The following is a 13,223-nucleotide window of genomic DNA, read 5'->3' as shown; positions in this document are numbered from 1 at the left end:
GCAGTCTGGGCCACCCTGCCCGGTCCGGAACAGTCGCCGGATTCACCTCATGGCGTGAGAACTTCATGATCGACGGGTGCTTCGGCGAGGAGCTCGAAGCGATCGCCCGCGCGGGCGATGGTGAGCTCGCCGGCCACGGCCTCAAGGCGGGCACGCAGGTTTCGCAGCCCGCTGCCGTGCCGGTGAACGGCCAGGCTCGTCCCGCCGCCCCCCGCCCTGGTCGCCGGTACGGCCTGGTCCACGCCGTCGTTGACGACACGCAGCCGTACCCGCCCGCCGGTGGAGGTGAGCTCGATGCGGACCTCCGCGGGCGAGCTGTGCCTGAGCACGTTGGTCACCGCCTCGCGCAGCACCAGCGCCAGGACCGCGCCGAGCGGGTCCGGCAGCGGATCGGCGGTGGTCCGGACCCGAGCGCCCGCCGCTCGCAGCGCGGCTTCGGCGGCGGCCAGTTCGTCGGCCAGCCGCAGGCGGGGCACGGCGTCGCGAAGCCCGTAGGTCTCGGACCTCGCGGCTCGCACCGCGCCGGCGGCCCGCTCCAGCTCCGCCCCCGCCCGCACCGGATCGGCGTCGAGCAGCCGCAGCGCCAGCTCGCTGTGAAGGGTGATCGCGGTGAGTCCGCGGCCGAGCAGGTCGTGCAGGTCCCTGCCGGCCCTCAGCTGCTCCCGCAGCGCGGCCAGCTGCACCGACTCGGCCTGCGTCCGCCTGAGCTCGACGACGAGCCCGGTCAGCCGGGTCAGGCCGTACACACCCATGGAGGTGAACAGCGTGCTGCAGGCGAAGTAGGCTCCGGTGACCGGCCCCCACGAGAACGTGCCGCTCACGCCGGCCACGCCGACGATCATCGCGCAGACCAGCCAGGACACCGGTGCCGCCAGGTACAGCAGCACCACGCCGCCCAGGAAGCCCGACACGATCAGGCCGGACTCGGCCCCGAGCGCCACGGGGAGGTAGGTGGCCAGGGCCTGAAGCGGCAGCGTCCAGTGCCAGCCCCTGGAGCGGTCGCCCGCCCGGGCGGCCGCCAGATGCCGCAGCTGCAGGCCGAAGGTCACCGGCAGCAGGGCCACCCCGACCACTTCGCCGGCACCCAGGGGGACGCCCTGGGCGGTGAGGTTGAACACGGCCTGGCCGACGAAGATGGCGTGCACCAGAACCAGGCTGGGACCGGCCAGACGCACGACCCGCCAGTCGTAGGCGGGCAGCGCGACGGGGGGCGGGTCCGGGGCCGCGGGCAGGGAGCGCACCCGGGCCAGCGTCTCCCGGGCTATGCCGACCGCACGGGCGATGTCCCTTTTCGCCGCCTCCCCCTGCTGCGACCTGGCCCGATTCACCAGCCGTTCGGCGGTGGACAGGCTCGTCAGGAGCAGTCCGCGGGTGTGCCGCCACAACCGCAGCCGCTCCACCTCTCCGGCCCTCGTGGCGAGCTCGTCCCGCTCCTGCCGGACCCGCTCGGCCAGGCCGATGAGGTCGCTGAGGCCGTACAGCACGAGGCCGGCAGTGATCGGCGCCACGATCGAGTGGTAGACGTCCGCGGCCCCGCGGCCCAGGAGGAACGCGACGACGCCTTCGAGGGCTGCGACCAGCGTGAACAGCACCCAGGCGCGCCGCCCCCTGACCACCAGCAGGATGGAGGCTGCGACGAAAGCCGTTCCCCCGGTCCACCAGGCGTCCGGCGTGACCAGGAGGGGCAGGTAGTTGACCAGCCCCTGCGCCACCAGCAGCCACGTCCGCGTGACAGGCGGCCGGCCCGGCAGCGAGATCGGCTGCTGGAGCAGGGCGACCAGCGTCACGGCGAGGACGACCAACGTGGGATCCGCGCCCTGGTCGAGGTGAGAGCTGACCCGGATCCCCCACAGGGCGCACAGGAACCAGGCCAGAAGCGCGACCGGTCTCACAGCCAGCCGGCGTCTGTGGCGATCCGGACGGCGTGCAGCCGGTTGCGGGCGTGCAGCTTGGTGACGATCGCGGTGAGGTAGTTGCGCACCGTTCCCACCGACAGGAACCGTTCCCTGGCGATCTGCTCGATGTCCGCCCCCTCGGCGAAACGGCGCAGCACATCCAGCTCGCGCTCGTTGAGCGGGCTCTCCACCACCTCCAGGGCCGCCGCGGCGAGTTGCGGATCGATCACCCGCTCACCCGCCGCCACCTTCCTGATCGCGTCCGCGAGCTGGTGCGGCGGAGCGTCCTTCAGCATGAACCCGGACGCCCGGGCGGCGAAGGCCCGGCGGACATTGGCCGGGCGGCCGAAGCTCGTCACGACGAGGACGCGGCACTCCGGCAGCAACCTGTGCAGCTCGGTGGCGAGGGAGAGGCCGTCCACACCCGGCAGCTCGATGTCGAGCACGGCCACGTCGGGCACGGAGGCGAGCGCCGCGGGCACGACCTCCTCCCCCGATCCGACGTCCGCGACCACGTCGATGTCAGGCTCCAAGCCCAGCAGCGCGACCAGCGCGCCGCGCACCAGATGCATGTCCTCGGCGAGCAGCACGCGGATCATCCGTCACCCCGTTGAAACACGGACCGATTGTGCCGCATTTCGACCATCTCGTGAGATCTTCACGAAACCGGCACGAAGATCTCACGAGGTGAGGCGCGGGGGATCGCTACCCGTACGACTTGGCGACTCCGTCGAGCAGGTGCTCAAGCGTGTCGTAGGACGGGGTCTCGACCACATCGATGAGATCCGTCGCCACGCGTACGTCGTGATCCGCGGCGACCTTGGCGAACTGGGCGGCGTCGCCGGAGCGGAACCCGTGCTCGGCAGCGAGTCGCTGCAGCTCCGGGTCGGTGCTCAGCAGGTGCCCGACCCGGTCGCCTGAGGCGTTGAACGGCACCAGGGTGTGCTTGGACAGCACGGTCGGTGACGGGTACATCAGCACCATCCCCGGCTTGAGCTGCCCGCGCGTGGCGGCGTCCACGAACTGCGCCTCGTAGATCCAGACCATCGGGGTCGGGCCCATGCCGACCGTGAGGTATTCCTTGAAGGGACCCTCGGAGGTGTTGTCGGTGTAGCCCTGGCTGGTGAAGAGCTGAGACACCAGGGGGAGCACGGTCTTTTCCGCGGCGGCGCCGTGCACGATCGTGCCGTTGTTCGCGACATAGCCGGCGATGGCCAGGTACATGGCCGCGGAGTTCGAGGTGCGCGGATCCGTCGTGGAGACCAGGATGTTCTTGCGCACGGGATAGACGGTGTTGCCCGTGAGCTGGTCCCACTGCACGTCCGTGGTGACCAGCTCCAGATAGCGGCTGAAGTCGAAGGTCAGGACGGGTCCCTGTTTCACGACGCCCGCCTTCTTCAGCAGGTCCGCGATGGGCTGGAACGTGGCGATGGCCATGGGCGAGGAGAACGGCGTGTATTTCGCACTGCCATGACGCTGGCGCTGGATCCGGTCGCCCGCAGGCGCGCTCGACGGGAACGCGAAGTCGTATTTTCCGAGGTCGATCGAGGTGGCGATCTGGCGTGAACCCGCCGGATCGACTTCGACCTTCACCCCCTTGTCCGCGAGCGCCTTCTGCACTCGTGGATCCTCGAAGAACGCCTTCTTCTCCGAGCCGATCACACCGCGCACGGTCGCGAGCGGGGGCGGGGGCGGGGTTTCCTCCTGCCCGGTGTTCACGACCACCACTACGGCGGCGACCACGGCCACCGCGACCACGATCAGCGCAAGAAATCCCTTACCGCGGACTCGCGCCGACCGAGTTCGCGCCGGCTCGGCGACTTCAGGGGAGCGACTTCTCCCTGTGTCAGATATGTCGCCGATGGCGTTAGATGTCGTTTTCGCCGTTACCGCGGGAATGGGGTCCGCCGTCACCTCCGGGTGAAGGTCCCCGGCAAACTCCGGCGGCTCCTCGGTCTCCACCGCCCGATTCGCCTCCACCAGTTCCTGACGGACGATGCGCTCGACCAGGATGGGGACGAAATCCCTGACGGGATGGCCGTCGAAACGGCGGTGGATCGTCTCCACCGCACTCTCGACCTGCTCGGCCGGGTGAGTGCCGGCAAAAACCTGGACCAGGTGGTCAGTCGCTCGACGTATCGCCTGTTCCTCGCGGAGGGTGTCGACACTCACCAGCATCTCCTCGGCTTACTCATTGGTCGGGCACCCGCGGCCTTTCGGCCTGCGCCGGGCCAACCTTATAGGGGGTTTCGGCCGAGTCGATAATCCGAGTCAAGGGTTATTCGAAATCGCAGATGACCGCCTATGCGACCGCGCGACTTGAAGTTGTTGTTCACCTTGCCGTGGATTTGGTTCGACAAAATCAATGATTAATGTCAGAGCTTGTTCATCAAGATGACCCGTGGAGGCGATACCTCTTGGGCAGCTTGAACCCGCGCTCGGCCATGACCTGCCGCAGCCGATCGGGATAGTCGGTGATGATGCCGTCCACGCCGTCGTCGATGAGCTTGTTCAGCGTCGGCTCGTCGTCGATCGTCCACGGGATCACCTTGAGCCCGAGCGCGTGGGCCTGGTCGACCATGTCCTTGGTGACGTACGCCTGGTAGCCCGGGTCCGTCACCTTGCCGTTCTGCGGGAAGCCGTGCACCGGCGAGAACGCGTCCGCCCCGAACGACTTGACCGCCTTGAGCGGGTCGCCGCCGAAGGCGTCGATGTCGATGCCGCCCAGCCAGGGCGAGGCGCCGGGCTGGCCGGTCTGCAGGAAGTCGCGGTTGGTGAGGGCGACGAGCGGCAGCCGCGGCTCCAGCTCCCGCATCCGCATGAGCGCGCCCCAGTCGAAGCTCTGGATGGTGACCTGCCGCAGCATCCCCGCCCGGCGGATCTCCCGGAGCGTCACCTGGACGAACTGCTCCCTCGGCGCCGTCTCGCTGGGCGCCCCTGCCTCCACCTTGGTCTCCACGTTGAGCTTGACGTCTCGCGCCCGGTACCGGCCGACCAGCTCGAACACCTCGCGCAACGTGGCCATCGGCGCCCCCGGCACCGCCCGCTGCCCGGGGAACGCGGCCAGCGTCTGCGAACCGCAGTCCATGGTCCTGATCTGGCTGAGGGTGAGCGTGTTGACGTACTTGCCGGCGTAGGGGAACTCGGGGTCGTCCGGCACGGCCGGCGCCGTGTCGCGGCACTTCGTGCCGTTGACCTTCCTGTCGTGGGTGACGACCGCCTGGCCGTCCTCGGTGATCTGCACGTCGAGCTCGAGCGTGCTGACGCCGAGCTCCAGCGCGTTCGCGAACGCGGGCAACGTGCTCTCCACCACGAGCCCGAGCCCGCCCCGGTGCGCCTGGAGGTCGAAGGCGCGCCGCCCGTCCGCGTCCGCGACGCCCGGCACGGCCGTCACCGCCAGCGCCGCCGCCACTACCGTAAGCCATCTCTTCGTGTTCACATGCGAAAAGATCGGCCATCACGGGTACAGCAGGGCGTACGCGAGGTGAGCCCCGACAGACCGTCAGTGGAACTGCGGGACGATCAGGTAGATGCCGTACAGGACCACCGCCGCGCAGGCCGCGAAGCACAGGACGGCCGCGGCCAGCCCGCGGGCGCCGCTGCCAGTGCCTTGTTCCTGAGCGGACTGCCGGGCGGCGACCGCCAGCACGCCGAGCGAGAAGACCAGGACGATCACCACGCTCACGGCCAGGCTGACGGCGAAGACCTGGCCCAGGGCGGCCCACTTGATGTCCATCGCGTTCCTCTCAGACCACGGTCGGGACTTCGTTGACGTTGCCGGCGTGGACGGGCTCGCGGCGGCTGACCGCGTAGAGCCCCGCGGCGGCGGCGATCGTCACCAGCGCGGCGATGGCGACGCCGAGGGTGCCGGTGATGGCCACGACCGCCACGACCCCGCCGACCGCCGCGGCGGCGGGCAGGGTGAACAGCCAGGCCAGCACCATCCGGCCGGCCACGTTCCAGCGCACCTTGGCCAGCCGGCGGCCCAGCCCGGTGCCCAGGATCGCGCCGGAGACCACCTGCGTGGTCGACAGGGCGAAGCCCAGGTGAGAGGAGACCAGGATGACAGTGGTCGCGCTGGACTCGGCGGCGAAGCCCTGCGGGGACTCGATCTCGGTGATGCCCCTGCCCATGGTGCGGATGATCCGCCACCCGCCCATGTACGTCCCCACCCCGATCGCCAGGCCCGCGGCGGCGATCACCCACAACGGCGGGCCGGAGCCCGAGGCCAGCGCGCCGGACGAGATCAGTGTGAGCGTGATGACGCCCATGGTCTTCTGCGCGTCGTTGGTGCCGTGCGCGAGCGACACCAGCGACGCGGAGACGATCTGCCCGAACCGGAACGTGGTCGTCACCGAATCCTGCCGGGTCCTGGCGATGATCGTGTACGCCAGATAGGTGGCGCTCATCGCGACGAATCCGGCGATGAGCGGCGAGGCGACCGCCGGGATGAGCACTTTCTCCAGGACCGTGCCGAAGTGCACGCCCTGGATGCCCGCGCCCACCCACACGGCGCCGATCAGCCCCCCGAACAGGGCGTGCGAGGAGCTGGACGGCAGCCCCAGCAGCCAGGTGAGCAGGTTCCACAAGATCGCGCCGATCAGCCCGGCGAACACCATCGGCGGCGTCACCAGGTGATCGTCGACGATGCCGCCCGAGATCGTCTTGGCCACCTCCACCGACAGGAACGCGCCCACGACGTTCAGCACGCCCGAGATCGCCACGGCCGCCCTGGGCCGCAGCGCGCCGGTCGCGATCGAGGTGGCCATCGCGTTGGCGGCGTCATGGAAGCCGTTGGTGAAATCGAACGCCAGCGCCGTGATGATCACAACGACGACCACGAACGTCACGTGCTCCATATGGGCGGCCCCATCGTCTCGACGTCACCAGGACGTTGGGCGCGGGCTGTGAACCAGCCGTGAACCCCCGGCCGACAGGACGCCCCGGTGGGCGTATACCCCTCCTCAGCAGATCCGATACGGGCGGCGTTCCCTTCAGGCAGCCGGCGGGAGAGGCTTGTCGTACAGCCAGGCGGACATAAGCGGGCCCACCGGACGCGCCGTGTGCCGCTGGAAGTGCGCGGCCAGGCCCTGGGTGGTGACGTTCCCGTGCCGGTGCGCGGTGGTCCAGGCGCGCAGGGCGGGGAAGAACGCCTCGTCGCCCAGCGCCCGGCGCAACGCGTGCACGATCAGCGCGCCCCGCTTGTACACGCGGTCGTCGAACAGCGTGCCCACGCCGGGATCGGCCAGCATGAAGTCCTGCGGCAGCCCGGCGAGCCGCTGGTGCCAGCGCCGGGCGTGTTCGGCGGCGGACGGGCCGCCGGACGCCTCGGACCACAGCCACTCGGCGTAGGTGGCGAAGCCCTCCTGCAGCCAGATGTCGCTCCAGCAGGACACCGTGAGGCTGTTGCCGAACCACTGGTGCGCCAGCTCGTGCGCGATCAACCGCTCGAACCCGCGCCGGCCGTCCACGTGGTTGCGGCCGAAGATCGACATGCCCTGCGCCTCGACCGGGATGTCGAGGTCGTCGTCGGCCACGACGGCGACGTAGCCGGCGAACGGGTAGGGGCCGAACCGCTCCGTGAACACCGCCATCATCTCGCCCTGCCGGCCGAAGTCGTGCCGGACGCGGGCGCCCAGGCGCGCCGGATGGGCCAGCCGGGTTCCCGCGACCTCGGCGACCTGATAGCGCCCGATCTGCACGCTGGCCAGGTAGCTGGCCATGGGCTCCGGCTGTTCGTAGATCCACGTCGTGGTCCCGGCCCCGCGGCGCCGGGCGGTGAGCACGCCGTTCGCGATGACCTGGTACGGCGACGCGGTCGTCACGGCGATCCGGTACGCCGCCTTGTCGTCGGGCCGGTCGTTGCACGGGAACCAGGAGGGCGCCCCGATCGGCTGGCTGGCCACCAGCGCGCCGTCGGTCAGCTCCTCCCATCCCAGACCACCCCAGGGGCTCGGCACCGGCATGGGTCCGCCCGAGTAGCGGACCTCGACGGCGGCGCCGGCTCCCGCGGGCAGCGGCCTGGACAGGGTCACCCGCAGCTTGCCCCGTCCGTGCACGTGGCGGGCCGGGACCCCGTCGACGGTGACGCCCGTGACCCGGAACCGGCCGAGGTCCAGGTCGAGGACGCCGACGGGTTCGGCGGCCGACACGGTGAGCCGGGCCGTGCCGTCGAGCCGGTTGCCCGCCACCCCGTACTTCAGCGTCAGGTCGTAGTGCGACACCCCGTACCGGTGGTCGCCGTGCGCGGGAAAGTACGACGTCATCGCCACGCCGAGATGGGATTGCCGAACCACCGCGTACGAGCGGGCACCGCCTCCCCGCGCATGACCAGCGAGGCCGGCCCGATCGTGGTGTCGGCGCCCACCCGCGCGGCAGGCAGCACCACACCGTGCGGTCCCAGGGTCGCGCCCGCCTCCAGCGTCACCGTGTCCATGCTCATGACCCGGTCGTGGAAGAGATGGGTCTGCAGGACGCAGCCCCGGTTGACGCACGCGCCGTCGCCCAGGGTCACCAGATCCGCCTCCGGCAGCCAGTACGTGTCACATGAGACCCCATGCCCGATGCGCGCCCCGAGCGAACGCAACCACACGTTCAACGGCGCGGTCCCCAGCCACGGCTGCGCGAACCAGGGCGCGGCCAGCACCTCCACGAAGTTGTCCGCGAGCTCGTTGCGCCACACGAAGGAGCTCCACAGCGGCCGGCTGCCCGCTCTGATCCGCCCGACGAGCGCCCATTTCGCGGCCGTGGCGACCGCCGCGGCGAGGACGCCCGCGGCCAGCAGCACCACGCCGCCCAGCGCGAGCGCCACGGCGAAGCCGTAGCCGGCCGCGAGCCACTCGAAGGCGGCGGCGACCAGGACGGCGAGCGCGACCGCGCACATCGCGGGCACCACGCGGAACGCCTCGACCAGCGCCCTGGCCACCTTGTACCGGGCGGGCGGGTGATAGGTGCGGCTGCGATCGGCCTCCTCGGCGGTACGGCGCAGCTCCATGGGCGGCATGCCCACGTACGACGATCCGGACCTGGCCTTCTTCGGCGTCGCCGACAGCACCCCGACCAGGCCGTCCTTGGGCACCTTGCGGCCGGGCGCGGTCATCCCCGAGTTGCCGAGGAAGGCGCGCTTGCCGATCCGCGCCGAGGCGACGCGCATCCAGCCGCCGTCCAGCTCGTACGGGGCGACCATCGTGTCGTCGGCCAGGAAGGCGCCGTCTCCGACGGACGTCATCGTGGGCAGCGCCAGGACCGTGGACAGCTCGACGCCGCGGCCCACCTTCATGCCGAGCGCCCGCAGCCACGCGGGCGTCAGGACGCTGGCGTACAGCGGGAACAGCCAGACCCGCGCCGAGGCCATCAGCCGCCCCGTCGTCCACGCCTGCCAGGCCTGGCGGCTGTGCACCGGGTGGCGGCCCGCGTGCAGGCCCATACCGAGCAGCCGCACGCTGACCAGCGTGATCAGCGCGAAGGCGGCCATACCGGCGATCGTCGCCAGCGGCACGCCCGGCAGAGCGGCGGCCAGTGCCTGGCCGAGCGTGCGCGCGTCGCCGGCGAACCAGGCCAGCACCGCGAGCCCGGCCCCGGCCGCGACCGCCGGGAGCAGGCTGAGCACGATGGCGGTGAGCCCGTACATGGAGGCCCAGAACCGGGAGCGGGCAGGCCGCTCCGCCGGCCGCGACCTGCGGGACTTGCCCTGCCTGAACGCCGGGGCGCCGGCCCAGAGCTGGCCCGCCGGCACGCTGCCGGCGACCGCCGATCCGGGGGCGATCTGGGCGTTCTTCCCGATTCTCGTGCCGGGCAGCAGCGTCGACCGGGAACCGATCCTCGCGCCGGCGCCGATCCCGATCTCGCCGATGTGCAGCCGGTCGCCGTCGTACCAGTGGCCGCAGAGATCGACCTCCTGCTCGATCGACGCGCCCGTGCCCAGCTTGAGCAGCCCCGTGACGGGTGGCGGCGAGTGCAGGTCGGCGTCGCCGCCCACCTGGGCGCCCAGCAGGCGGGCGTACCACGCCAGGTAGGGCGCGCCGGCCAGGTCGGGAACGCCGAGCCGCTCGGCGAACCGCTCGGCGAACCACAACCTCAGATGTACGCCGCCGCCGCGCGGATGACTGCCCGGCCGCACACCGCGCAGCAGGAGCCGGGCCACGGCCGCGGACAGGCCCATCCGCCCGGCGGGGGTGACGAACAGCAGAGCGCCCAGCGTCACCCACCACCACGACAGGGCCGGGGCCCACGCGGGCGCCAGCAGGTTGCCGAGCGCGGCGAGCAGCACGATCCAGCGCATCGCGCCGACGGTGAGCAGCGGAACCATGAGCGCCGACTGCGCCAGCGCGGCGCGCCTGGGCATCGGGGTCACGGGCCGCCGTTCCGGCTCCGCCTCGCCCCGGCTCTCCAGCAGCCGCGCCAGCCCGCCCAGCGTCGGCTGCGCGTACACGTCGCCCACCGCCACGTCGGGATGGCCGGCGCGCAGCATCGACACCAGCCGGGCCGCCGCCAGGCTCGTGCCGCCGTCGGCGAAGAAGTTGGCGTCCCGTCCGCGCGGCGCCACGCCGAGGATGGCGGTCCACCGTTCGGCCAGCGCCGCCTCGGCCGGGCTCAGCCCGTCCCCGGTCGCGGCGGGCGCGGCCAGCGGCCAGGGCAGCGCGTCACGGTCGACCTTCCCCGAGGTCCTGGTCGGGAGCGCGTCGACCGCTGCCAGGCGCGGCACCAGGGCCGCGGGCAGCGAGTCGGCGAGCAGCTCGCGCGCCTTGCCGAGGTCGAAGCCGGGCTCGGTGACGACGTAGCCGACGAGCACCTGGTGACCGCCGCCCGCGGTGCGCACGGCCGCCGCCGCGCCCGTGACCCCGGGCAGCGCCCGCAACGCGGCCTCCACCTCGCCCAGCTCGATCCTGCGCCCGCCCAGCTTCACCTGGTCGTCGGCGCGGCCGATGAACACCAGTCCCTGGGGGTCGGCCCGTACCAGGTCACCGCTGCGGTAGGCGCGCTCCCAGCCCAGCGACGGCAGCGGCGCGTACTTCTCGGCGTCCTTGACCGGGTCCAGGTAGCGGGCCAGGCCCACGCCGCCGATCACCAGCTCGCCGGTCTCCCCCATCGCCACCGGCTCGCCCTCGCCGTCGACCACGACCAGATCCCACCCGTCGAGGGGCAGGCCGATGCGCACCGGGCCGTCGCCCGTGAGCCGCGCCGCCGAGGCCACCACTGTGGCCTCGGTCGGCCCGTAGGTGTTCCACACCTCGCGCCCGGGTACGGCGAGCCGCTCGGCCAGCTCGGGCGGGCAGGCCTCCCCGCCGAAGATGAGCAGCCGGATCCGGTCGAGGTGCTCGGCGGGCCACAGCGCGGCCAGCGTGGGCACGGTCGAGACGACCGTGATCCGCTGCTCCGCCAGCCAGGGCCCCAGGTCCATCCCGGTGCGTACGAGGGCTCTGGGCGCGGGCACCAGGCAGGCGCCGTGCCGCCACGCCAGCCACATCTCCTCGCAGGAGGCGTCGAAGGCCACCGACAGTCCTGCCAGCACCCGGTCGCCGGGGCCCAGCGGCCGTTCCCGCAGGAAGAGCCCCGCTTCGGCGTCCACGAACGCGGCCGCGGACCGGTGCGTCACCGCGACCCCCTTCGGCCGGCCGGTCGAGCCGGAGGTGAAGATGATCCACGCGTCGTCGTCGAGGGCGGGCGGCGAAGGGGCCGTCGCGGCTCCGCCCTCGCCGCCTGCGCTGTCCTCGCTGCCCTCGCTGCCCTCGCTGCCGCAGACCGTCAGTTCGCCGGAGATGACCGCGTCGACCTCGGCCTCGGCGAAGACCAGCGCGGCGCGTTCCGCCGGGTCGTCGGCGTCGACGGGCACGTACGCGGCGCCGGCGGCGAGCACGGCGAGGATGGACAGGTACAGCTCGGCGGTTCCCGACGCGACGCGCACGCCGACCCGGTGGCCGCGGCCGATCCCCGCCGCGGCGAGCTCGGCGACGAGCCGGTCCACCTCGGCGCGCAGCGAGCGGTAGTCGAGGCGTACGGTGCCGTCGTCGATCGCGAGCGCGTGCGGGTGCAGGCGAGCGGTCTCGTCGAGGACGTCGATGAGGGTACGTGGCGGCGTCGCCAGCACGCCCGCGGGGTAGATCGCGTCCGCGGTTCTGTGGCGTAAAGAGGCAGGGTTGCTGGGCAAGAGTGCTCCGTGGATCGGCGACGGCTGACACTGCAGGGTACGCGCCGTTCCCTCTTGATCGCCCACGGGGCCGGGCCCGGCGCTCGTCATGGACGCCTCCCGAATGGCTTCGCGAGCCGTCACGGAGTGAATGTCAGCGAGCTGGAGCGGTGGGCGCCTGCCTAGCGTGGGCGCATGGGTGACTGGTGGGCGGCTTTCAAGCAATCGCCGTACTTTCCCGCGTCCGTCCTCGCGCTGATCCTCGCGGCGGGGGCGGGGCTGTTCGCCGGGTCGTACTCCTACGCCATGGCCTCCCCGACCCCGCATCATCTGCCGGTGGCGGTCGTCGGCGTCACCGCCGAGACCGTGCGCGGGAGGGCCTTCGTCGCCGGGCTGGAGAGATCGCTGGAGGCCTCGCTCGTGCTGCGCTTCTACCGGACCTACGGCGAGGCCGTTCAGGCCATCGAGGAGCAGCGGGTCTTCGCCGTGTTCGTCGTGCGCGGCGAAGACGTCAGGATGGACGTGTCGAGCGCCTCGGGCGCGTCGGTGGCCCAGCTGCTCACTCAGGAGGCCCCGCACGTCGCCTCCCGGGTGGGGGTACGCCTGACGGTGCGGGACGTCAAGCCGCTCCAGCGAGCGGATCCGCGCGGTCTGGCGATCTTCTACATCACGCTCGCCGCGGTGATCATCGGGTTCACCGGGGCGGCCCAGTTGAGCGCCAACGCCGCCGGTCTCAATGCCGGCGAGCGGATCGCCTTCACGGCGGTGTACGCGGCGCTCGGCGCGTTCGCCATCGTCGCGATCGTGGACTGGCTGCTGGGCGCGCTGGACCTGCCCGCCGCGGAGTCATGGATGATCCTGGCCCTGACCATGTTCTCGACGGGGATGGTGTTCACCATGTTCAACGCCTTCCTGGGGCGCTGGGCGATGCTCCCCACCTGGGGGCTGATGGTGCTGCTCGGCAACCCCTCCTCCGGCGGGGCGGTGTCGTGGCCGCTGCTGCCCTCGCCGCTCGGCGCCATCGGCCGCTGGCTGCCGCCGGGAGCGTCGGTCAACGCCCAGCACACCGCCGTCTACTTCGGCGCTCACCAGAGCCTGATGCCGTTCCTGGTGCTGGGGGCGTGGACGCTGGTGTCCTGCGTGGTCTTCCTGATCTGGCACCGGCGCCCCGCCGCGGACCGCTCCCGCGATCACGGATGACG

The 13,223-nt window shown here is 71.8% G+C and carries 9 protein-coding genes; 1 reads left to right on the top strand and 8 read right to left on the bottom strand.

Annotated elements, in window-relative coordinates; translation table 11 throughout:
* Positions 1-47: 47 nt before the first annotated feature.
* The 8 genes from ACIBVN_RS01240 to ACIBVN_RS01205 all read right to left on the bottom strand — a co-directional run bounded on the left by ACIBVN_RS01240 (position 48) and on the right by ACIBVN_RS01205 (position 12,042).
* Positions 48-1,892, bottom strand: a complete 1,845-nt coding sequence (locus tag ACIBVN_RS01240) for a sensor histidine kinase (protein WP_397131343.1) — start codon at positions 1,890-1,892, stop codon at positions 48-50.
* Positions 1,889-2,494: a DNA-binding response regulator gene (locus tag ACIBVN_RS01235; RefSeq protein ID WP_397131341.1), complete on the bottom strand. Its 606-nt coding sequence runs from the start codon at positions 2,492-2,494 to the stop codon at positions 1,889-1,891. Before ACIBVN_RS01235 ends, ACIBVN_RS01240 begins: the two co-directional genes overlap by 4 nt.
* A gap of 106 nt (positions 2,495-2,600) precedes the next feature.
* Positions 2,601-4,067, bottom strand: a complete 1,467-nt coding sequence (locus tag ACIBVN_RS01230; RefSeq protein WP_397131339.1) for a three-helix bundle dimerization domain-containing protein — start codon at positions 4,065-4,067, stop codon at positions 2,601-2,603.
* A gap of 217 nt (positions 4,068-4,284) precedes the next feature.
* Positions 4,285-5,334, bottom strand: coding sequence for a glycerophosphodiester phosphodiesterase (locus ACIBVN_RS01225; protein ID WP_397131337.1), 1,050 nt, complete (start codon positions 5,332-5,334; stop codon positions 4,285-4,287).
* 63 nt (positions 5,335-5,397) lie between these two features.
* Positions 5,398-5,631: a hypothetical protein gene (locus tag ACIBVN_RS01220; RefSeq protein WP_397131335.1), complete on the bottom strand. Its 234-nt coding sequence runs from the start codon at positions 5,629-5,631 to the stop codon at positions 5,398-5,400.
* Between the two features lie 10 nt (positions 5,632-5,641).
* A complete protein-coding gene (locus ACIBVN_RS01215) occupies positions 5,642-6,754 on the bottom strand; it encodes an anion permease (RefSeq protein ID WP_397131333.1) in 1,113 nt (370 codons plus the stop codon).
* A 135-nt stretch (positions 6,755-6,889) separates the two neighbouring features.
* The gene (locus ACIBVN_RS01210; RefSeq protein WP_397131642.1) at positions 6,890-8,161 is read right to left on the bottom strand and encodes a M1 family metallopeptidase; all 1,272 of its coding nucleotides are present in this window, start codon (positions 8,159-8,161) and stop codon (positions 6,890-6,892) included.
* Positions 8,158-12,042: a Pls/PosA family non-ribosomal peptide synthetase gene (locus ACIBVN_RS01205; protein WP_397131331.1), complete on the bottom strand. Its 3,885-nt coding sequence runs from the start codon at positions 12,040-12,042 to the stop codon at positions 8,158-8,160. Before ACIBVN_RS01205 ends, ACIBVN_RS01210 begins: the two co-directional genes overlap by 4 nt.
* 174 nt (positions 12,043-12,216) lie before the next feature.
* Here ACIBVN_RS01205 and ACIBVN_RS01200 point away from each other — a divergent pair, with 174 nt between their 5' ends.
* Positions 12,217-13,221 (top strand): ABC transporter permease, encoded by a 1,005-nt coding sequence (locus ACIBVN_RS01200; RefSeq protein ID WP_397131329.1) that lies wholly within the window; start codon positions 12,217-12,219, stop codon positions 13,219-13,221.
* The last annotated feature ends 2 nt before the right edge of the window (positions 13,222-13,223 follow it).

The organism is Nonomuraea sp. NPDC049400 (genome assembly GCF_044466425.1).
In the GTDB taxonomy this organism is placed as follows: Bacteria; Actinomycetota; Actinomycetes; order Streptosporangiales; family Streptosporangiaceae; genus Nonomuraea.
This window is presented reverse-complemented; position numbering and strand designations above follow the sequence as displayed.